Below are 22892 nucleotides of genomic sequence, written 5' to 3' on the forward strand. Positions count from 1 at the left end.
TTTTTGGCAGAGTGTTATTTCAATAAAATAGGAACAGAATATTGCATCCTGATTTTTTTACCGTTTGATTCGCCAGGTTGCCATTTAGGACATAAATTCAAAACCCTGATAATTTCTTTTTCAAGAGGCTCTTCAACTGTAGGAGAACATTCAAGAAAAGATACAGTGCCATTTTTTTCTACTGCAAATGCAAGTGTGAAACTGAGTTTCCAATAACTTACGCCTTCCGGTTTTTTATATTCTTTCATAAAAAAACTATGGAATTGATCAATACCGCCCGGAAACTCTGCATTTTTGTTAAGAGGAACTTCTGGTTTGAGTACAGTTTCCTTTTTTGAAGCACTGGTTTTTTTGTCTGTTTCAGGATTAGGAATCTTCTCCTTTGCTTTTGTAGATTTTGCCTGATTTACATTTGCGGGTGATGAAATAACCTCTTCGCTAGTGATTTCAATATTTTTTTCAGGATGTTCCGGGAAATCTTCTTTTGATAGCTGAGAAGAATCAGAAATCTGTTCTGATTTGTTGATTTCGTCCTTTTCTGCATCAACAACTTCAACTTCGCTATTTTGTTTTTTGTTGTCTTTATCGGAACAGCTAAATAATGCTGTTCCAATGAAAAGAATAAAAAGCATTAAAAATGTTTTATACTTGTATGCCTGTAGATGTAAAATGTGATTTGGAGTTTGAATTATAATCATTACAGTTTTTTTAGTATCTAATTTTGTGGTTTTTCACACTTCAAATTTCAGGATTTAAATGTAATAAAAATAATGTGGAAAGTTCTATTTTTGCAACTATGATAAATCCTTTCACCGACGAATATTTTATGAAAAAAGCTTTGCAGGAAGCTGAAATGGCTTTTGATAAAGGGGAGATTCCTGTTGGAGCTGTTATTGTTGTGGCCGATAAGGTGATTGCAAGCAGTCATAATTTAACCGAATTGTTAAACGACGTTACGGCCCATGCAGAGATGCAGTCTATAACCGCAGCAGCTAATTTTCTGGGCGGAAAATACTTAAAAGATTGTACACTGTATGTTACTTTAGAACCTTGTCAGATGTGTGCCGGTGCGTTGTACTGGAGTCAGATTTCAAAAATTGTTTTTGGAGCCAGAGATGAACAAAGAGGGTTTATGACCATGGGAACAAAACTGCATCCTAAAACTACGGTTGTTTCTGGTATAATGGCTAATGAAGCAGCTGATTTAATGAAGCGTTTTTTTCTGGAAAGACGTAAGTAGTTAAAACAAATATCCGCCCATGTAAATACATATAAATATCATAAAGGAATTAAAACAAACAATGTTGTAAAACGTGTTTTCAGAAAAACCTTTTTTCGAAAGCATTATTTTTATACTTATTCCTAGTGAAAAAAGCAGGATGAGGCAAGTATAGAATTGAATTCCATTGATACTTAAACCGCTAGAAAGGATATTAGTATAATTTTTTTTCTCAGACTTTACAGTTGTTACAAATTTAAATACTAAAGAAGTTTCAACTAGAATATTGTTTTCTTCAATGAATTCTTTTGCTGTAGAAAAAGTATGTCCTTTTTGTGTAAAATAATGATATGAAACTTTTTGTCTGGATTTTCCAGAAGTTCGAACTCCGTAATGAGTAATTATATCATTAGTTTTTGAAAAAGGTAAAATATAATAATCTGCAAAAGTTATTAAAACAATAAAAGTTATTACCCCCAAAAGATAAATAATTACATTTTTATTTTTTATAATAAATTCATTTTCAAAAGAGTATCTGTTTAAATTTTCAGGCATTTTTTTTTAATTTAAAAGCATGAAGATAACACTTTAATAATCTGTTTTTTTGTGAAAACTTCAACAAAAGTTAAATTAACGGGTTACAGAAATTTCTTCTTAAAAATATTCTACTTTTAACATAATTTAATTGCGTTTTTACTGTTATGGACGTAACGGGTAATTCGTGTTAATTTTAAATTGTAAACCATTAACTCCAGATAAAAGTGAAAGCAAAAGGATTAGTTCTCGCACTTTGTGTTTTTTTTATTTTTCAATCCTGCGGACGTAAATCAGCTGCAGATTTCAACTCCGATTTTTCGTTATTCAAAGATTACATTACCAGTTTTACGGGCGGAATTGTTTCTTCCGATTCTGATATACGGGTGGTTTTGGCTTTTGATAAAAACGACTGGAAACCCAATCAGGAACTGGATGACGATTTGTTTGATATTTCGCCAAGTGTGAGCGGAAAAGTCGTAGCGCTTTCCACCAATACTCTGGCTTTTATTCCGGAGAAAAAATTAAAACCAGGAACAGAATATCAGGTGACTTTAAACTTAGATAAACTAACTGCTATTCCGAAAGAAAAAGAAAGCGAACTTTCTAAATTCAATTTTACAGTTAAAACACTTAAGCAGGATTTTACAATCAATACGGCAGATATTCAGTCGTACAGCAAAGAATATCAGTATTTAAACTGTGTTCTGAAAACAGCAGACAATATTGATTTAGAGACAGCAATCAAATTAGTCAAAGCCAAACATAATGGAAACGATCTTTCGATTAAGTTTGATAAAAGTGTGTCTTCGGGAAAAGAATTTCATTTTATAATTGATAGTATTCAGCGTCAGTCAGAAGCTTCAAATCTGGAAATTATCTATGATGGAAATGATTTTGATATCGATCAGAAAGGGCAAATCGATTTTCCGATTACAGGTATTAATGAGTTTAAAGTTATAAAAGTTGAAGTCCCTGATGGGAATAATCAGTCGGTTGTAATCAATTTTTCCGAACCTCTGGAAAAAGGGCAGGATTTTGCAGGATTGGTTTCGATTCAGAATACCAATAACCTAAAGTTTTCTACACAAGGAAATTTACTTAAAGTATATTTTACGAATCAGGCGGCAGTTAAAGAAGAAGAACCGGTTGTGGTTGCGGTTGAAGAACCAGTATATGCTGAGACTGATTCTGCAGCTGTTGTAGTCGATTCCGCAGCAGCAATTGTGGACAGTGCAGTTGTTGCAGTTGAAGAAGATGTAGTTGAAGTTGTTCCGGAGGAAGAGCCGGCACAGGTTATTACGGGGGAATTATTACTGGAAGTTTTTCAGGGGATCGAAAGTCAGTTTGGTAAAAAACTCGAAGCCAATTACTCAGAAAAAATCTCTTTTGATCAGATAAAGCCCAATGTTCGGTTAATCAAAAACGGAACGATTTTACCAAGTTCAAATAATTTAAAACTCAATTTTGAAGCTGTAAACCTTAGCGCAGTTGACGTAAAAGTGTATAAAATTTACAAGAATAATATTCTGCAGTTTCTTCATTACAATGAACTAAACGGATCGAGCAATCTGAAGAGAGTAGCTCAGCCGATTGCAAAAACTACGCTCAATTTAAAAGAAAGCACACTGGTAAATTTAACCAAATGGAATACGTATGCCTTAGACTTGTCTAAAATAATAAAACCGGAACCGGGAGCGATATACAGAGTAGAACTTGTGTTTAAAAGGAAATATTCTTTATACAAATGCGAAACTTCAGACGATTCAAATGAAGAAGAGGAAGAAGAGGTTGATGAAAATGATGTAAACTACAGCGAAAATCCTTATGACGATTATTATTACGACAATTATGACTGGAGAGAAAGTCAGGATCCCTGTACAGCTTCGTACTATTATAATGCTCGGGTTGCGACTAATATTTTAGCGTCTGATTTAGGAGTCATTGCCAAAAGAGGAGAAAACAAATCGTACTTTTTTGCCGTAAATAATATCGTTACAACTGAACCGGTTTCGAATGCCAAAGTAGAATTGTATAGTTTTCAGCAGCAAAAACTTGCGACAGGAGCGACAAGCAGCGAAGGTATTGCCTCTTTCCAATTAGACAAATTTGCTTATTTTGCTATTGTAACTTTAGGAGATCAATCGACGTACGTGAAGCTTGACGATGGACTTTCATTATCGGTAAGTAATTTTGATGTTGCCGGAGAGACTTTACAAAAAGGGCTAAAAGGATTTATTTATGGAGAAAGAGGTGTCTGGCGTCCGGGAGATAATTTGTACTTATCATTTATTTTGAATGATGCGGCGAATAAATTGCCAAAGTCACATCCAATTAAATTTAGATTAAACGATCCAAATGGTAAAACGGTTTATCAAACGGTTCAAAAAATGAACGATTTAAATCATTATGCCTTTATTGTGCCAACAAATCAGGATGCGCCAACCGGAAACTGGGAAGCAATGGTAAGTGTGGGCGGTGCGAAATTTTATAAGAGCATCAAGATTGAAACAATAAAACCGAATCGTTTAAAAATTAAAAACACATTTAGCAGAAAAACACTTTCGGCTTCGTATCCAAATACAGATAATCTTGAAGTGACGTGGCTTCACGGTGCTATTGCTAAGAATTTGAATGTAGAAATGCAGGCGAAATTCTCTCAGCAGGCTACCACTTTTAAAGGTTATGAAAAATATACTTTTGATGATTTGTCACGTCAATTCAGTACAGAAGAAATTAATGTTTTCTCTGGGAAATTAAATGAAAGCGGAAAAGCTTCAGTACACATTCAGCCAAGATTACAAGGTCAGGCTCCTGGAATGCTTCGCGCTTCATTCATCACAAAAGTATATGAAGAAGGAGGAGATTTTAGTACAGATGTAATGTCAACAAGTTATTCTCCATACAAAACTTATGTTGGACTTAAAACTCCGGAACTGAACAAGTACAACATGCTTGAAACGAGAACAAACAATCGTTTTGATGTGGTTACACTTGATGAAAACGGAAGACCAAGATCAGTTCGTAATCTCGAAGTAAGGGTTTACAAAGTAGACTGGAGATGGTGGTGGGATTCTTCGAGTGATAATTTATCAAATTATAATTCATCGAATGCAACAACTTCATACAAAACTTTTGTTATCAATACGGATTCAAGCGGAAAAGGAAGTTTCCAATTTGCTTTAACAGATGAAGAATGGGGACGTTACTTAATTCGTGTTGCCGATCAGGAAGACGGTCATGCAACTTCTTTAACCGTAAATATCGACTGGCCAATCTGGTCCGGAAAAACACGCAACAGAGATGCATCAACAGCCAATATGTTAGTTTTTTCTACAGATAAAAAGAATTATGCTGTTGGAGAAAAAGCACAAATTTCTTTCCCTTCTAGTGAAGGCGGACGTGCTTTAATTTCTGTAGAAAATGGATCAAGAGTGGTGCAAACTATTTGGGCTGAAACTAAAAAAGGAGAAACCAAAGTTGAGGTTCCAATTACAGGAGCAATGGCGCCAAATGTATATTTCAATATCACATTATTACAGCCGCATGCGTCGACCAAAAACGATTCTCCGATTCGTATGTACGGAATTGTGCCAATAGAAGTGGTGGATAAAAACACCATTTTGGCACCAACTCTTAATATGCCCGATGTTTTAAGACCAGAACAACCGTTTACAGTAAAAGTAGGCGAGAAATCAGGTAAAGAAATGACGTATACCATCGCAGTTGTAGATGAAGGTCTTTTGGATTTAACTCGTTTTAAAACACCAAATGCCTGGGACAGTTTTTACGTTCGTGAAGCTTTGGGAGTAAAAACCTGGGACGTTTATGATGATGTTATTGGTGCTTATGGCGGAAAAATAAACCAGATTTTCAGTATTGGTGGTGACCAGGATTTAGGCGGAGGAAAAGCTAAAAAAGCCAACCGTTTTAAACCAGTTGTATTATACTACGGACCATTTAAATTAGTAAAAGGAGAAACGAAATCACACCAGTTAAAATTGCCGAAATACATTGGTTCAGTTCGAACAATGATTGTGGCGGGAGATGCGAAGACAAGCGCTTACGGAAGTGTTGAAAAAGCAACACAAGTTAAAAGTCCGTTGATGGTTTTGGCTTCGTTACCAAGAAAGATCTCACCATCAGAAAAAGTAACGCTTCCAGTAACTGTTTTTGCTACAGAAAACAAAATCAAAAATGTTTCGATTCAGGTAAAAACCAGCAACGGTTTGAAAGTTGTCGGAAGCGCAGTTCAGAGATTAAACTTTAAACAGCCGGATGAAAAAATGGCTTATTTTAATTTGGTTGTAGGATCTGCAACTGGGATTGCAAAAGTTCAGGTAATTGCGACTTCAGGAAGCGAGAAATCGGTTTATGATGTTGAAATTGATATGACAAATCCAAACCCGGTTACGAGCACTTTTACAGATGTTGTTTTAACACCAAATAGTACGAAGACAATTTCATGGAAAACATTTGGAATTGCAGGAAGTAACAAAGCAAGACTAGAAGTTTCATCAATGCCGTCTATGAATTTGAATGGAAGATTACAATTCTTAATTCAATATCCTCACGGTTGTGTAGAACAGACCACTTCATCAGTTTTTCCACAATTATATTTAGGAGATGTGGCAGATATTGATGTGAAACGTAAAGATTTGATTCAGAAAAATATTGCAGCCGGAATTGTAAGATTGGGTAATTTTCAATTGTCAAATGGCGGTCTGCCGTACTGGCAAGGAAATGCAATTGCAGACGACTGGGGAACTTCTTACGCCGGACATTTCTTAATTGAAGCAGAGAAAAAAGGATATGTATTGCCAATTAATTTCAAATCAAAATGGATTTCATACCAGCAACGCGAAGCAAAACAATGGCGTTTTGAGCCTAAATACGGAAATGATTTAGCTCAGGCGTATCGTCTATATACTTTGGCTTTAGCCGGAAATGCCGATTTATCAGCAATGAACAGATTAAGAGAGACAAAAGGCATTTCGAATGAAAGTATGCTTCGTTTGGCAGCTGCTTATGTTTTAGCAGGCCAAAAATCAGCAGGACAAAGTTTATTCTTGAAAACAAGTATCGACGGAAGTTCAGATGGTTACAGCTATTACTACTATGGTTCAAGCGAAAGAAACAGGGCAATGGCTCTGGAAACGATGCTTCTTTTAGGTCAAAAACAAAAAGCTTTTGCAACAGCGACAAAATTAGCCAAAGAAATGTCGGCTAATCAATGGATGAGTACGCAAACAACGGCTTACTGCCTATATGCAATGTCGAAATTTGCAGTTAGCAACGGTCCAAAAGGAATCAATATTCAGTTTAGTAAAAACGGAAAAGGCGAGACGATAAACACAGGTAAATCAGTAGCAGATCGTAGTTTGTCTGTTGCTTCTGGCACAAACAGTATTACGTTGAAAAACAATAAAAGAAATACCGTTTATGTTCGTGTGCTGAATACTGGAATTCTACCAATCGGACAAGAAAATGAAGTTCAAAGTGATGTTACAGCTTCTATTGTTTTCAAAAACAGAAAAGGAAGCGTAATCAATGTTTCCAAAATTAATCAGGGAACCGAATTTGTTGCCGAAGTAACCATTAAAAATCAAAGAGGAGAAAGTGTTCAAAATGTGGCGTTATCTCAAATTCTGCCTTCGGGATTTGAAATTGTAAACACCCGTTTCACAGATTATGGGGATGCCGTAAATAACATCGCCGATTATATTGACATTCGCGATGATAGGACTAATTTCTATTTCGGAATGAAATCCAGAGAAACCAAAGTTTTCAGAATTCTGTTAAACGCATCGTATTTAGGGGATTATTACCTGCCAGGATTGCAATGTGAAGCCATGTACGATAATACATTCTTAGCCAGAACAAAAGGATTCTGGGTTGAGGTGGTAAAATAAAATTATCAGCCACAAATTACACGTATTAAAAAGGATTTTTGAAACTGTGAATTTTGTGGTAAATAAAGTTTCTCGCAGATTTTGCAGATCAGGCAGATAAAAATAAAATCTTCTACCCGAGCGAAAGCGAACAGGCGAAGCAAATCTGCGGAATCTGCGAGCAAAAAAACTTTGCGAACTTTGCGAATAACTTTGCGCCTTTGCGGTTAAATAATTACTACGTTGAAAAATAAACTAATAGCGTTCTCAAAACGCATTATAAACTGGATCAAAAAAAACAAAATCAAATCAGCAATTGCATTTGTGCTTTTGCTGATTTACTATTTTTCCCTTCCCCGAACTTTATTCAAAGAACCATATTCAACCGTAATAGAAAGTAAAGAAGGAGAATTACTCGGCGCTAAAATTGCCCGAGACGGACAATGGCGTTTTCCAGCGCAAGATAGTGTTCCCGACAAGTTCAAGAAATGCATTGTTTATTTTGAAGACGAGTATTTCTATAAACATCCGGGATTTAATCCGGGAGCGATGATTAATGCTTTTAAACAAAATAGAAAAGCAGGAAAAGTAGTCCGAGGTGGAAGTACGCTGACACAACAAGTTATTCGGCTATCCCGAAAAGGAAAAAAAAGAACCTATTTCGAAAAAATAATAGAAATTATTTTGGCAACCCGATTAGAATTAGGTTATTCTAAAAATGAAATTCTCGAGATGTACGCAGCTCACGCACCATTTGGAGGAAATGTTGTGGGATTAGAAATGGCTTCGTGGCGTTATTTTGGAGTGCAGTCGAATCAATTGTCATGGGCAGAAAATGCAGTTTTGGCTGTTTTACCGAATGCACCAAGTTTGATTTATCCAGGAAAAAATCAGATAAAATTATTAAATAAACGAAACCGACTTTTGTTAAAATTGCATCAGGAAGGCATAATCGACAAGCAGACGTACGAGCTTTCGGTAGAAGAGCCATTGCCTCAAAAACCCTATGATTTGCCTCAAATCGCTCCGCATTTGCTTCAAAGAGTAGCTAAAAACGAAGAAGGAACAAGAGTTAAAACCACAATTGATTATGCTTTGCAAAATCGTGTCAATCAAATTGCGAGATATTATTACAATCAGTACAAACAGAATGAAGTTCATAATCTGGCTATTTTGGTAATTGATGTTCAGAGTAGAAATGTGATGAGTTATGTTGGAAATTCTCCCGCCGATGTAGACCATCAAAAAGATGTGGATATTATTGATGCGCCAAGAAGTACTGGAAGTATCTTGAAACCACTTTTGTATGGCGCTATGCTCGATGATGGCGAATTGCTTCCGAATACTTTAATTGCAGATGTTCCAACACAGATTTCAGGTTATACACCGCAAAATTTTAATCTTACTTTTGATGGAGCAGTTCCGGCACATCGTGCTTTGTCACGTTCGTTAAATATTCCGGCGGTTTTGATGTTGCAGGATTTTGGAGTAAATAAATTTTATGAAGAATTGCAGAAATTCAAATTAAAGAATATTAATAAAACGCCCGATCATTATGGCTTATCGCTTATTCTAGGAGGTGCTGAAAGTAATTTGTGGGATTTGTGCCGAACGTATGCAAATCTTTCTTCCACGGTCAATTATTACACTAAAAATAATAACAAATATAGAACTAATGAATTTGCTGAACTGAATTATAAAAATGATTTTAAGTCCGATTTTGGTTCAGAAACCAATCAGAAAAATATCCTGGGTGCAGGAGCAATCTGGCTGACTTACAACGCAATGGAAGAGGTAAACAGGCCGGAAGGAGACGAAGCCTGGAAGTTTTACGACAGTTCGCTCAAAATTGCCTGGAAAACCGGGACAAGTTTCGGAAATCGGGATGCCTGGGCCATTGGAACTAATTCAAAATATGTAGTAGGAATCTGGGTGGGAAATGCAACTGGAGAAGGTCGTCCGACTTTAACCGGAGTTGCCAGCGCTGCGCCAATTTTGTTTGATGTTTTTAATTTTTTACCGAGACAAAGATGGTTTGATACACCGTATAATGATTTAGCCGAAGTTGAGGTTTGCCGCCTGAGCGGTTATCTGGCAAAGGATAATTGTCCGAAAATCAAACAATGGGTTTCTAAAAAAGGAAAATCGACTAAAGTTTGTCCGTATCATAAGACCATTCATTTAGATAAAACAGAACAGTTTCAGGTAAACAGCAGTTGCGAAAGCGTAGATAATATTGTGACAAAAAACTGGTTTGTACTGCCTCCGGTTATGGCGTGGTACTATAAAAGTCAGCATATTGAATATTTACCGTTGCCGCCATTTAAAGAAGGCTGCGAAGGAACACAAACTACAACAATGGATTTTATTTATCCGAAAGCAAATAGTAAAATTTACTTGACAAAAGATTTTAACAGCAACGTACAGCCTGTAATTTTGAAAGTAGCTTATTCAGAAAGAGATAAGGAATTATTCTGGTACGTTGACGATGTGTATAAAGCTACAACCAAGACATTTCATGAATTGCCAATTACGCCAACAACAGGAGCACATTACATTACAGTTGTTGATGCTTCTGGGAATGAAATTAGAAGAAAAATTGAAATAATTCGAGAATAATTTTTCCGCCACGAATTCACGAATTGATTTATAATAATTTGTGAATTCGTGGCGGAAAAAACAAAAAAAAAGCCATAAAAAAACCGCCAGTCTTTCGAAAGGCGGTTTTGTTTTATTCTGAAATAACATTTCCTTTATTGTCGTAGAAATGATATTCTAAGTACGTGTAAGCGTCACGAGGTATGATTTTCACCCATTTCTTATGTTCAAAAAACCATTTTGAACGTAAGGATGGAAAACCTTTACTGAGGTATGCAGCCACAAACGGATGTACGTTAAGTACAACTTTTTTGTGGGTTTTTAGAAGTCGGTCTAAATCAGAAGAGATTTTATCGATAATTAAGATAGGTGCTTCAATTTCACCATTTACTTTATTAGGATCTTCTTCTCTGGTTTTGATGTTAACTTCCGGTCTTACTCTTTGCCTTGTAATCTGGACTAAGCCAAATTTACTTGGCGGTAATATTTTATGTTTTGCTTTATCGTCGCTCATTTCTTCTCGCAAGAAGTCGAACAGGACTTTCCTGTTTTCAGGATTAGACATATCGATAAAATCAACAACTATGATTCCGCCCATATCCCGCAGACGAAGTTGTCTTGCGATTTCTGCTGCTGCAATCATATTAACTTCCATGGCAGTGTCTTCCTGATTGGTCGCCTTATTAGAACGGTTTCCACTGTTTACATCTATAACATGGAGTGCTTCAGTGTGTTCTATGATAAGATAAGCGCCTTTGCTCATCGAAACCGTTCTTCCGAAAGAAGTTTTGATTTGTCTCTCTATATTGTATTTCTCAAAAATCGGAGTGTCGTTTGATTGATAAAACTTCACAATTGATTGTTTTGAAGGTGCAATTTCCTGCAGATAATCCTTCGTTTGATGGTACAACTCTTCATCATCTATCTGAATACCGCTGAAGGTATCATTGAATACATCTCTTAATATCGAAGAAGCTCTGTTAAGCTCTCCTAATACTTTGGACGGATGATGAGCAGTTGGTAATTTTTTACACATTGCAGTCCATCTGCCAAGCAGGTTCTGCAAATCTTTTTCTAATTCGGCTGTATTTTTGCCTTCGGCTACTGTACGAACAATAACACCAAATCCTTTAGGTTTGATCGATAGAACAAGTTTTTTTAAACGGTCCTTTTCTTTTTTGTCTTCTATTTTTTGCGAAATAGAAACACGGTCAGAAAACGGAACCAGAACTATAAATCTTCCTGCCAGTGAAAGCTCAGCGCTTATCCTTGGACCTTTGGTCGATATAGGTTCTTTTACAACTTGGACTAAGACAGATTGATTGGCACTTAAAATATCAGTAATGATGCCATCTTTGTCAATCTCTTTTTCAAACTGAAAGGTTTTTAGGGAGAAATCTTTTATTTTACCTGCGCTTACAAGTTTTATGAATTTCAGTTGGGAAGCTAAGTTTGGACCCAGATCGTGATAATGTAAAAAGGCATCTTTTTCGAAGCCTACATTTACAAAAGCAGCATTAAGTCCGGCAACTGGTTTTCGTATTTTGGCAATAAAAATATCACCAACCTGAAAGTTGCTTGTCTCTTGTTCTTTGTGTAATTCAATTAGTTTTCCATCTTTTAATAAGGCAAAATCTACGGCTTCAGAACTAGATCTAATGATCAATTCTTTATTCACTCTGTAAATTTTTATCCGAACTTTCCAGCAATAGGCAATAGGCAATAGGCAATAGGCAACGTAAATTGCTTAAAGCTTATAGCGTAAAGCTTAAGGCCTAATTGTAAGGATGGATTAAACAATATTTTTAACAGGTATTAACCCGGTGGAGTTAGTTATCAGTTTTCGGTGGCAGTAAGCAGTTTTAGGCTGCAAACTGTAATCCGTGACTGAGTCTGTCAAACTCCAATTTCAATGAACGTTTAAAAAGAAAAAAGTAGTTTAAAACTACTTTTTCTTTTTGTGACGGTTAGCTCTCGCTCTTTTCTTACGTTTGTGAGTCGCTACCTTATGTCTCTTTCTTTTTTTACCACTTGGCATATCGTGTCAGATTTTATGTTAATTAATAGTATTATTTTGCTTCGTTGTTTGTTTTAACTCCTTCTACAAAAACTTTTGCAGGTTTAAAAGCAGGAATATTGTGTGCAGGAATTTTGATTGTGGTATTTTTAGAAATGTTTCTTCCCGTTTTCTCAGCTCTGGTTTTCACGATGAAACTTCCGAATCCTCTTAGGTAAACATTGTCACCAGTTTCTAATGAAGTTTTAACTTCTTCCATAAAAGTTTCAACTGTTGCCTGAACATCTCCTTTTTCAAGACCTAATTTCTCTGAAATTTTCGCTACGATATCTGCTTTCGTCATTTTCTTTCCTATTTTATTTTATAAATGATGTACTATTTTTTTGAGTTTGCAAATATAGGAATTAAAAAAATAATTAATCAAGCTAATTCGTTAAATTTTAATTACATAAACATTTACTTTTGTTTTCTAAGTATTTTTAAATGGATTTTCATAACACGCTGATAAAATGGTATTTACAAAACAAACGCGATTTGCCTTGGCGAAAAACAACCGATCCTTACCAAATTTGGCTGTCAGAAATTATGCTTCAACAGACAAGAGTAGCTCAGGGAATGCCTTATTTTTTTTCTTTTACAAAGGAATTTCCTACTGTTTTTGAATTAGCAAATGCCGATGAAGAGAAAGTCTTAAAACTCTGGCAGGGATTAGGATATTATTCAAGGGCGAGAAACCTGCATAAAACCGCCCAGTTTATAGCTAATGATTTAAAAGGTGTTTTTCCTCCCACATATAAGGAGTTGCTGAAATTAAAAGGAGTCGGGGAATATACCGCTGCCGCAATTGCTTCTTTTTCTTATAATGAAGCTGTTCCTGTGGTTGACGGAAATGTATTCAGGGTGCTTTCACGTTATTTTGATATTGAGTCAGATATAGCTTTACCGCCAACAAAAAAAGAATTTGCTCAACTTGCCTATGAATTGATGCCAAAGGAGGAACCTGCAATTTTTAATCAGGCTATAATGGAGTTTGGCGCTTTGCAATGCGTTCCTAAAAGTCCGGATTGTTCTGTTTGTGTTTTTAATGGGAGCTGTCTGGCTTTGAAAAAAAAGAAAGTGGATGTGCTGCCGGTAAAATCTAAAAAACTAAAAATCACAAACCGTTTCTTTAATTATCTGGTATTAGAAGATGTTTTGGGGAATACTTTAATTCAAAAGCGTACTTCTAAAGGTATCTGGCACAACTTATATGAATTTCCGTTACTGGAAACGAATGGAATTGTCGATTTTAATTTTGTTGCTAAAACAATTCGCGAGGGAATTTTGTCTTCTTACACTATTACCGCACTAGAAGAGTGTTCTCATGCGACGGTTATTCATAAGCTTTCACATCAGCATTTACACATACAGTTCTGGAAAGTAAAAGTAGATGAAAATGTGGTTAATGGTTTGAATTATAATGAATTAAAATCTTTTCCTTTCCCAATTGTTATTTATAATTTTATTGAAAACGAAGAAAAAAGTCGTTAAAAAAAAGTATCTTTGAGTAGAAACATAAATCTTATATTATGAATGGAACATTAAATAAGGTGATGCTGATAGGTCATTTGGGGGACGATGTTAAAATGCATTATTTTGACGGGGGCAACTGTATTGGCCGTTTTCAACTGGCAACAAATGAGGTGTATATCAATAAAACTACAAACGAAAAAATTACCTCGACAGAGTGGCATAATTTGGTTGTACGAAATAAAGCGGCCGAGATTTGCGAAAAATATTTGTCAAAAGGAGATAAAATATATGTTGAAGGCCGCATAAAATCAAGGCAATGGCAGGCTGAAGACGGAACCACAAAATATACTACTGAAATTCAGGTAACTGAATTTACCTTTTTGACAACAAAAAAAGAGACAGAGCACAAACAACATCAGGCCTCTGAATCGACAAAAAACACTAACTTTGAAAATCCTACAGAAGGCTTGCCGGTCAACGATTTGCCTTTTTGATTGTTTAACTAATCCTTTTTAATTTGGACCCGGAGCCCAGTTTACTTTTTACGCTTTCTGACAACAATTTAATTATTGGTTTTGTCGGAATTTTTATTTTGCTTTTTTTATCAGCGATTGTTTCAGGTGCTGAAGTTGCCTTTTTTTCTTTGTCTCAAAAGGATATTGAAGACGCATTACAGGAAAACAATCCAAAAGGGAAAATAATTTCGAACCTTTTAGAGAAACCCAAAAAACTTTTAGCGACATTATTAGTTGCTAACAATTTCTTTAATATTGGAGTGGTTATTCTGTTCTCTTTTATCGGAAGTACTATTTTTGAAGAGATTAGTTCCGCTTTATTAAAGTTTATTTTAGAAGTAATTGTGGTTACTTTTTTGATCCTGCTTTTTGGGGAAGTCCTTCCTAAGATATATGCCGGGCGTAATACTATAAAATTTGCCAAACGTGTAGCTTATCCCATTGCTTTTTTAGATAAATTACTTTCTCCTGTAAGTTTGCCAATGCGTGCCGTTACGCTATATTTGCACAATAAATTAGGGAAACAAAAAACAAATTTCTCGGTTGATCAGCTTTCGCAGGCTTTGGAATTGACAGATTCTGAAGGAACATCAACAGAAGAACAAAAAATTTTAGAAGGAATTGTTTCTTTTGGAAATACAGATACCAAACAGGTAATGAGCCCGAGGATTGATATTTTTGCATTGGAGATATCAGAAACATTTGCCGGGATTTATCCTAAAATAATTGAAACAGGTTTTTCCAGAATTCCGGTTTATCGTGATAATATTGACCAGATTGAAGGCGTTTTGTTTGTTAAAGATTTATTGCCTCATATAGATAAAACCGAATTTGACTGGACAACTTTAATTAGAGATGCTTTTTTTGTTCCTGAGAATAAAAAATTAGACAACCTGCTCAAAGATTTCCAAAGCATGAAAAGTCATTTGGCGATTGTGGTTGATGAATACGGAGGAACGTCAGGCTTGGTTTCTTTAGAAGATGTAATTGAAGAAATCGTCGGGGATATCAGTGATGAGTTTGATGACGAACATTTGAATTTTTCTCAAATAGATGAAAAGAATTTTCTTTTTGAAGGGAAAATTAACCTGAAGGATTTTTACAGGATTATCGATGTTGATGAAGATCTTTTTGAATCACAGAAAGGAGAGGCAGAAACATTAGCCGGTTTTATACTTGAAATTTTAGGCAATTTCCCTAAAAAAGATCAAAAAATAACTTTTGAAAATTGTGTCTTTGCCATAGAAGCAGTTGATAAAAAACGTGTTAAACAAATAAAAGTAACAATAGAATAAGATGTTGAAAAAAACAATTTGGATAGCAGTAATTTTACTGAGCCTCACTGTTATAAGCTGTAAAGATGATGTATTGCCAAAACCGGCTGCTTTTTTGCGTTTAGATTATCCAATGGCTAAATATGTAAACTTTGAAAATACATGTCCGTTTTCGTTTCAAATGAATGAGGATGCTCAGATTAAAGGGGAAAAAGAATGCAGCTTTGCAATTACATATCCAAAAATGAAAGCTACTATTTACCTGACTTATAAACCTGTAAATAATAATATCGATAAACTGCTGAGAGATGCTCAAAAACTAACTTACGAGCATGTTATTAAAGCCGATGATATATTAGAGCAGCCTTATTTAAACCCTGAAAAAAAAGTATACGGAATGTTCTATCAGGTAAACGGAAATGCGGCAACCAACTCACAATTTTATGTGACCGATAGTACGAAGCATTTCATCACTGGATCGGTTTATTTTTATAGTAAACCCAATTTTGATTCAGTGATGCCGGCGGCAAGTTATATCAAAAATGATATGCAAAGGCTTATGGAGACTTTGAAATGGAAATAAAATTAAAAAACAAAGGCGTTCAATTTTGAGCGCCTTTTGTTTGAAATATCAGCTATTGATGCTTATTTTGCTGAAAATGCTTCTGTCATAAATTGTTGAAGTCCTGCTTCTTCAAGAATTTCAATTGAGAATTCTCCAAAACGCTTTGGAAGCCAAATAATTCTGACCCCACTGGGAGAATTGAGGCTTTTCCGTGATAAAGGCTTTCCGTTTTCGTCTTCTGGCTGAACTCCGGAGGCTGTCAATTCATCAAAAGCAGCTTCAATGTCTGGAGTAGAATAGCAGTGGCGATATATCGTTCCTTCGCCTTTGGTGTCTAGCAGATTTTTTAAATTTCCTGAAAAAGGTTCTACAAGCATAAATCGTTCCTGACCAATTTTTACGACAGCATATGTAACATGAAGTTCTTCTCTTTTCCAGGTGAATTTTTTTGAAATCTCAGCGCCAAGTGTTTCTTTGTAATAACTGCAGGCTGATTCGAGGTCTTTAACTAAAATATCTATGTGGCTAAACTTAAGATTCATTCTTTTATTGTTGAGTGTAAATTGAAATATAATTCTGAAAGCAATTTAGAAAAAAAAGACAGTAGTAAACCTGAGTTTAATACTGTCTAAAATGTGTTGTTACTAATCCTTGTGTTTTCAGTCAGGATTTGATAATCGTTTTGTTACGATTTCATATTTGAAACCTTATATGTTTTTCCGTCTCCGGTTTCCTGAACAACTTTTGTCAAAGATTCAGGATTTTGAACTGTTTTATCGAATGTTACGGTTGCAGTTTTTTTGTCGAAATCTACTGCGGCTTTTTCAACTCCATCGAGATTTGCTAATTCTTCTTCGATAGTTTTGGCGCATCCAACAGCACATGTCATTCCGTCGATTGTAAAACTTGCTGTTTGTACATTTTCTGCAGCGATTGGTTTGTGTTCTTTTGGAGTTTCTGTTTTTTCGCCTTTTGCGATTGCTAAACTTTTATCTTCTTCTTTTTTACAGCTTACCAGTACCAAACCAGCAATGGCTAACGATGCTATTATTTTTGTAAATTTCATTATATGTAATTTTAGTTTGTCAATATGTTTGTTGCAAAATTAATAAAAATCAGAAGGTCAGTTCCTAAAATTATTACAAATTTGCAGTAAAATACGATTTATGGATGCAAAACAATTAAAATGGTTTTATTTATTGCTGCTTTCACTAATTTGGGGAAGTTCATTTATTCTAATCAAAAGGGGATTAGTGGGGTTAACGGCAATTCAGGTGGGTTCGCTCCGAATCATTTTTGCCGGTTTGTTTCTGCTTGTAGTCGGATTTTCAAGTTTAAAGAAAATTTCCCTGCGCCAATGGAAATTTGTTGCCCTGACTTCATTCTTCGGGACATTTATCCCCGCTTTCTTTTTTGCGATTGCCGAAACTCAGGTCGATAGTTCGATTGTGGCTATTTTAAATTCGCTTACGCCTTTAAATACATTGGTTTTAGGAATCATATTTTTTGGAATCCAGTTTCAAAAGCGTCAGGTTTTAGGCGTTTTTATCGGATTGATTGGTTGTTTATTATTGGTTTTGAATGGTTCTTCAAGTCAGTCAGGTCAAAACTATTATTATCTGATTTTAGTTGTAATTGCAACGCTGTGTTATGCTATTAACGTCAATCTGATTAAGAAATATTTATCCGATTTGAATTCACTGAGTATTACAACAGGGAATTTTGCAGTTTTATTTTTACCTGCCTTACTTATTTTGAGCACTACAGATTTTACACAAAAGATAGATCTGGAAACAACGCAATATTCTGTTTTGTTTGTAATGATTTTAGGTGTTTTAGGTACGGGAATCGCAAATGTTTTGTTCTTTAAACTGATACAAATGTCTTCGCCGGTATTTGCAACTTCTGTAACGTATTTAATTCCGATAGTAGCTTTTTTCTGGGGATTGCTGGATAACGAAATGCTGACTCCAATTCAGTTTTTTGGAGCATTTGTTATTTTGATTGGGGTTTATTTGTCGGCGAAGAAGTAATTTTTGGTTGTGAAATGGTTTTTGTGAGATGTGAAATGTTGTCGTCGTGTCACCCTGAGCGGAGTCGAAGGGCGTACCAATTGGAATGCGGCTTCGACTCCGTTCAGCCTGACAAAATACAAATAACAAAGGCTGTCGTAGTTGACAGCCTTTGTGTTAAAAAGAATCTTAGAATCTCAGTGCCTTAGCAACTCAGAAACTTTTTAAAGAAAATCTTTTTCAGTAACTCCTTCATTGATTTTGATATCAGACATTTTAATATCCAATTCAAAACCTGCGTTTTGTATTAAGTTAAAAGGAACTTTTACGCCTTTTACTTCTTTGTAATCATTAAAATAAGTTGTTTGTGTAGTCGATTGTCCGCTTTGTTCTTTTACTTTGGTTTCGGCTACTTTTAATCCTGATTTCACATCATAAAAGTAAATCGTTTTGCCGTCTTTTATGGAGTAAGTATCATTACCGTTTATTTGCTCAATTCCACTTACGGTTAAATCTGTTCTTTTACTCAATTGTAATTCTTCAAAAGGAGCTGCATTCGCTTTCATTTCGGCTAAATCAGCACCTTCAAGATTTTTGCGCTGTCCTTGTTGTTCAACATAAGCACCTTTGTCGTTTACAACTTGTTTCATCAAAGCCATACTTCCCATAGAAAGGGAAACCATCATTTTTCCTTTAGAATCTAATTTCGAAACAAAAGTCAAAGGTGCAGGAGCTTGCGGAATTGTTGTTGCTCCGTTCATGAACAATGTTTTTACAGCAGAAACAGCTTTTTCTCCGCCAATTGCTTTAATGTAATTGTCAAAAATGCTTTTTGCAGTAATTCCTGCCGGAGCTTCTTTTTTGGTAACTGGCTTTTCAACAGGGTTTCCGTATTTGTCGTAATAAGAAATCGGAATCTGTAGTTTTTCCAGACCAGGAAGTACTTCAGATCCTTTTCCGACAATTACAATTCTCATGTTGTCGATTTGAAAATACTTGTTCGAAACACGATAAATATCGTCAATTGTAACATTATTAATGGTCTGAATGTATTTTTCGTAGAAATCAGCCGGAAGTTTTTCTGTTTCAATGTTTAAAGCATAACGAGCAACTGACTGAGGTTTTTCAACCTGCATTACAAAACGCCCGATGTATCCGGCTTTTACATTTTTCAGAACATCTTCAGAAACTTTCTCGGTTCTGATTCTTTTGATTTCTTTTATAAACTGAACCACGGCGCTATCTGTAACAGCGTTTCGGACAGCAGATGAAGCTTTGAATTTAGTTACATATTTTCCGCTTCCAATGTTTGAGCTTGCACCGTACGTCCAGGCGTGTTTTTCGCGTAAATTCATGTTCAGGTAGCTGTTAAAATCGCCTCCTAAAATTTGATTTGCAATTACTGCAGGAAAAAAATCAGGGTCGCTCATTTTCAGATTTACAGTATTTACCAATGAAATTTCGGACTGAACCGCATTTGGAACATCTACGAAATCAATTTCAAGTTTAGAAACGTTCTCAGGATTTGGGTAACTGCTTTTTGGAGCAGCCTGTTTTTTCCATCCGTTAAAAAGCTTTTCTACAGCCGCTTTTGTTTCTTTAAATTTAATGTCGCCAACTATAACTAAATAAGCATTTTCAGGAACGAAATAAGTGTTGTAATTGGCTTTAACATCATCAAGCGTAACATTTTGGAGCGTTTGTTCAGAAACAAATTCGCCTGAAGGATGATTTTTTCCAAAAGTTAAAACATCTACAATACGATTCGCAATGGCAGGAACGCTTTTTTCATCGGCTTTAAGGCCTTCCAGCATTTTTGCTTTTTCTTTATCAAATTCATCCTGTGTGAAATTTGGCTGTAAAGCACCTTCTGCTAAAAGTTCCAAAACCCGTCCGGAATATTTAGAAAGGGCAGTTGCTGATGCTCCCTGAGACGTGAAGTTGATGTTGGCTCCGTAAAAGTCAATCTCTTCATTAAACGCTTCTTTTGTGGTTTTTTTTGTGCCGTTTCCAATCAGACTGCTGGTTAATTCGTCAACACCTTTTTTATTTCCTTCGGTAAAAGGAGCGTTATCCAGCGTAAGATTAAAACTTACTCTTGGTAATTTATGATTTTCAACAACTAAAACTTTCATACCGTTTGCCAATACAAAAGTTTGCGGTTTTTTGATGTTGACAACAGGTGATTTTCCTGGTTTTGGCTGTGGTCGGTCTTGTGCTTGCATAATTCCGGTAAGGAATAAAAGGATTAAAACTGTATGTAATTTTTTCATGATTCGATATTCTTAGTTTTGAACTTTTTTTGAAGGAACATAATCTAAAATTAAACGCTGATTAGGGTTTAAATACTTTTTAGCTACTTCCCTGATCTCTTCTCTAGTAATAGAATGGTAAATGTCGATTTCGGTATTAATAAGATTTATGTCTCCATAAAGCAAATAATAAGAGGCTAAATTTTCTGCAATTCCTTCAACGCTTGCATTTGCATTGACAAAATTATTATCGAATTTATTTTGTAATTTTTGATAGTCTTTCTCAGAAATTAAATCGGTTTGGATTTTTACTATTTCTTCGTCCATTTCTTTTAAAATGTCTGCCGTAGTATATTTACCCATTGGCAGGCCATATAAAATGTACATTCCGTAATCTTCCTGGCTAAAACCTACTGCACCAATTTGAAGGGCCATTTTTTTATCATCGACTATTTTTTTGTATAGTTTAGAGCTTTTTCCATCACTTAAGTAAGAAGAAATTAAATCTAAAACTCTTGCATCCCTTGTTTTCATCGAAGGTGTCCTGTACGTAGCAACTACCATTGGAATCTGGATATTCGGGTCTTCATAAGTTGCGGTTATGGTCTGAGAGATTGGTTCTTCGGTGTAAGTTTGCTTTTTCAAAACTTCTCCTTTCGGAATTGGTCCGAAATATTTCTGAATCCATTCTTTGGCTTTGTTTTTGTCGAAATCCCCGGCTACAACCAAAACAGCATTATTCGGTGTGTAGAATTTTTTGTTGAATGCCTGAAATTCTTCCAGAGTAGCAGCGTCAAGATCTTTCATAGAACCAATGGTTGTCCATCGGTATGGGTGATTTTTGAACATGTATTTTTTTACCTCCGGCAAAATATTTCCGTAAGGCTGATTGTCGTAACGCATTCTTTTTTCTTCCTTAACTACTTCATTCTGTGTTTCGACACCTATTTTATTAATGATTGGGTGCATTAATCTTTCAGATTCCATCCATAGACCTAATTCTAAATTATTTGATGGAAAAACTTCATAATAATAAGTCCTGTCATCAGAAGTATTGGCATTATTGACTCCGCCATTCGCAGTAACGATTTTCATCCATTCACCACGTTTTATGTTTTGGGTTCCTTCAAATAATAAATGTTCAAAGAAATGTGCAAAACCGGTACGGTCAGGGCGTTCGTCTTTTGATCCTACGTGATACATTACAGAAGTAACAACAACAGGTGCAGAAGGATCGTTGTGCAAAATAACATGCATGCCGTTGTCTAAATTGTATTCTTCGAAAGCTACTTTTTGAGCATTAGCTACTCCGCCGAGCATTAGTGCAGCACTTAACATCATTATTGAATTTTTCATAAAGATTAATAATTTATAATTATCTAAGTAGATTAGATATCCTGGGGTTGATTATGTTACATCAAAAATAAGTTTTTTTAGTTATTATTTGAAAAAATGATATCTGTTTTGGAAGATTTTTACTAATCTTCTACTTCAAAACCGTTTGTAAAAAGATAATAAAAGCCTTGAAAAACAGGAATTAAAGCAATGAAAATATTTTTGAAACAAGGGATTGCATACTAAAATTTTAATTGTATATTTGCAACCTTAAAAATCAATAAATCAATTTGGTATGTATGCAATCGTAGAGATAGCAGGGCAACAATTTAAAGTAAGCAAAGACTTAAAGGTTTATGTTCACCGTTTAGCTAACGAAGAAGGTTCAAAAGTTTCTTTTGACAAAGTTCTTTTATTAGATGATAACGGAAATGTAACTTTAGGCGCCCCAGCTATAGAAGGTGCTTCAGTAGAAGCTAAAGTGTTACAACACTTAAAAGGTGATAAAGTTATCGTTTTCAAAAAGAAAAGAAGAAAAGGATACAAAAAGAGAAATGGTCACAGACAATATCTTACACAAATTGTAATTGAAGGTATTACTGCAGCAGGTGGAACTAAAAAAGCAGCAGCTAAAAAAGCAGTTGTAGCAGAAGAAGCTCCGGCTACTGAAGCTGAAGCAGCTCCAAAAGCAAAAAAAGCAGCAGCTCCAAAAGCAAAAAAAGAAGCTAAAGAAGAATAATAACAATATTTAAACTCATACGTCATGGCTCACAAGAAAGGTGTCGGTAGTTCGAAGAATGGTAGAGAATCAGAATCAAAACGTCTAGGCGTTAAGATTTTTGGTGGACAAGCTGCTATTGCTGGGAACATCATCGTTAGACAAAGAGGTTCAAAACATAATCCAGGTGAAAACGTTTACATCAGTAAAGATCACACTTTACATGCTAAAGTTGATGGAGTTGTTAAGTTCCAAAAGAAAAGAGATAACAAATCTTATGTATCTATCCTTCCATTCGAAGCATAATCATTAGATAAATTATTATAGAAGAGGCTGTCCTAAAAGTAAGGACAGCCTTTTTTTTGCTGTTTTTAATCTAAAATAGTATCTTAGAGTTGCACAAAAAACGAGCAATGGCTAAAGTAATATTTAAATCGCAATCAATCAATA

The 22892-nt window shown here is 35.3% G+C and carries 18 protein-coding genes; 10 read left to right on the plus strand and 8 right to left on the minus strand.

Annotated features, from left to right (window positions below; translation table 11 throughout):
• Window positions 1–14 precede the first annotated feature (14 nt).
• A complete protein-coding gene (locus AAEO57_RS18660; RefSeq protein ID WP_341694552.1) occupies window positions 15–698 on the minus strand; it encodes a hypothetical protein in 684 nt (227 codons plus the stop codon).
• A gap of 98 nt (window positions 699–796) precedes the next feature.
• Between AAEO57_RS18660 and AAEO57_RS18665 the strand changes: the two genes are divergently transcribed.
• Entirely contained in the window at window positions 797–1240 is a 444-nt protein-coding gene (locus AAEO57_RS18665; RefSeq protein ID WP_341694553.1) for a nucleoside deaminase, read from the plus strand.
• On the opposite strand, the gene AAEO57_RS18670 is transcribed toward AAEO57_RS18665, so the two are convergent.
• Window positions 1241–1774, minus strand: a complete 534-nt coding sequence (locus AAEO57_RS18670) for a hypothetical protein (protein ID WP_341694554.1) — start codon at window positions 1772–1774, stop codon at window positions 1241–1243.
• Window positions 1775–1980: 206 nt separating this feature from the next.
• Between AAEO57_RS18670 and AAEO57_RS18675 the strand changes: the two genes are divergently transcribed.
• Both AAEO57_RS18675 and pbpC read left to right on the plus strand, forming a co-directional pair.
• The gene (locus tag AAEO57_RS18675; RefSeq protein ID WP_341694555.1) at window positions 1981–7665 is read left to right on the plus strand and encodes an alpha-2-macroglobulin family protein; all 5685 of its coding nucleotides are present in this window, start codon (window positions 1981–1983) and stop codon (window positions 7663–7665) included.
• 222 nt (window positions 7666–7887) lie between these two features.
• The gene (gene pbpC, locus AAEO57_RS18680; protein WP_341694556.1) at window positions 7888–10263 is read left to right on the plus strand and encodes a penicillin-binding protein 1C; all 2376 of its coding nucleotides are present in this window, start codon (window positions 7888–7890) and stop codon (window positions 10261–10263) included.
• Between the two features lie 112 nt (window positions 10264–10375).
• Here pbpC and AAEO57_RS18685 read toward each other — a convergent pair whose 3' ends face one another.
• Both AAEO57_RS18685 and AAEO57_RS18690 read right to left on the minus strand, forming a co-directional pair.
• Window positions 10376–11920: an Rne/Rng family ribonuclease gene (locus AAEO57_RS18685; protein WP_341694557.1), complete on the minus strand. Its 1545-nt coding sequence runs from the start codon at window positions 11918–11920 to the stop codon at window positions 10376–10378.
• A gap of 391 nt (window positions 11921–12311) precedes the next feature.
• Complete coding sequence (locus AAEO57_RS18690) at window positions 12312–12602, minus strand: HU family DNA-binding protein (RefSeq protein WP_007805026.1); 291 nt, start codon at window positions 12600–12602, stop codon at window positions 12312–12314.
• Between the two features lie 140 nt (window positions 12603–12742).
• Between AAEO57_RS18690 and mutY the strand changes: the two genes are divergently transcribed.
• From mutY to gldD, 4 genes are read left to right on the plus strand one after another with little or no spacing between them, the layout of a single operon-like run.
• Window positions 12743–13789 carry an A/G-specific adenine glycosylase gene (gene mutY, locus AAEO57_RS18695; protein ID WP_341694558.1) on the plus strand — a complete coding sequence of 349 codons (1047 nt, stop codon included), beginning with the start codon at window positions 12743–12745 and terminating at the stop codon, window positions 13787–13789.
• A gap of 38 nt (window positions 13790–13827) precedes the next feature.
• The gene (locus AAEO57_RS18700; protein ID WP_341694559.1) at window positions 13828–14265 is read left to right on the plus strand and encodes a single-stranded DNA-binding protein; all 438 of its coding nucleotides are present in this window, start codon (window positions 13828–13830) and stop codon (window positions 14263–14265) included.
• Window positions 14266–14288: 23 nt separating this feature from the next.
• Entirely contained in the window at window positions 14289–15581 is a 1293-nt protein-coding gene (locus AAEO57_RS18705) for a gliding motility-associated protein GldE (protein WP_341694560.1), read from the plus strand.
• A 1-nt stretch (window position 15582) separates the two neighbouring features.
• Complete coding sequence (gene gldD, locus AAEO57_RS18710; protein WP_341694561.1) at window positions 15583–16143, plus strand: gliding motility lipoprotein GldD; 561 nt, start codon at window positions 15583–15585, stop codon at window positions 16141–16143.
• A gap of 62 nt (window positions 16144–16205) precedes the next feature.
• Here gldD and AAEO57_RS18715 read toward each other — a convergent pair whose 3' ends face one another.
• Both AAEO57_RS18715 and AAEO57_RS18720 read right to left on the minus strand, forming a co-directional pair.
• Window positions 16206–16667, minus strand: a complete 462-nt coding sequence (locus AAEO57_RS18715) for a VOC family protein (protein WP_341694562.1) — start codon at window positions 16665–16667, stop codon at window positions 16206–16208.
• A gap of 143 nt (window positions 16668–16810) precedes the next feature.
• A complete protein-coding gene (locus tag AAEO57_RS18720) occupies window positions 16811–17191 on the minus strand; it encodes a heavy-metal-associated domain-containing protein (RefSeq protein ID WP_341694563.1) in 381 nt (126 codons plus the stop codon).
• A gap of 100 nt (window positions 17192–17291) precedes the next feature.
• Between AAEO57_RS18720 and AAEO57_RS18725 the strand changes: the two genes are divergently transcribed.
• Window positions 17292–18158, plus strand: a complete 867-nt coding sequence (locus AAEO57_RS18725) for a DMT family transporter (RefSeq protein WP_341694564.1) — start codon at window positions 17292–17294, stop codon at window positions 18156–18158.
• Window positions 18159–18361: 203 nt separating this feature from the next.
• Here the strand turns inward: AAEO57_RS18725 and AAEO57_RS18730 are convergent, their stop codons facing one another.
• Both AAEO57_RS18730 and AAEO57_RS18735 read right to left on the minus strand, forming a co-directional pair.
• The gene (locus AAEO57_RS18730; protein ID WP_341694565.1) at window positions 18362–20410 is read right to left on the minus strand and encodes an insulinase family protein; all 2049 of its coding nucleotides are present in this window, start codon (window positions 20408–20410) and stop codon (window positions 18362–18364) included.
• A gap of 12 nt (window positions 20411–20422) precedes the next feature.
• Window positions 20423–21745 carry a M16 family metallopeptidase gene (locus AAEO57_RS18735; protein WP_341694566.1) on the minus strand — a complete coding sequence of 441 codons (1323 nt, stop codon included), beginning with the start codon at window positions 21743–21745 and terminating at the stop codon, window positions 20423–20425.
• 274 nt (window positions 21746–22019) lie between these two features.
• Between AAEO57_RS18735 and rplU the strand changes: the two genes are divergently transcribed.
• Entirely contained in the window at window positions 22020–22463 is a 444-nt protein-coding gene (gene rplU / locus AAEO57_RS18740; protein ID WP_078227187.1) for a 50S ribosomal protein L21, read from the plus strand.
• 24 nt (window positions 22464–22487) lie between these two features.
• The gene (gene rpmA / locus AAEO57_RS18745) at window positions 22488–22748 is read left to right on the plus strand and encodes a 50S ribosomal protein L27 (protein WP_025539465.1); all 261 of its coding nucleotides are present in this window, start codon (window positions 22488–22490) and stop codon (window positions 22746–22748) included.
• The last annotated feature ends 144 nt before the right edge of the window (window positions 22749–22892 follow it).

This window comes from Flavobacterium calami, assembly GCF_038290035.1.
GTDB classification, from domain to species: Bacteria; Bacteroidota; Bacteroidia; order Flavobacteriales; family Flavobacteriaceae; genus Flavobacterium; species Flavobacterium calami.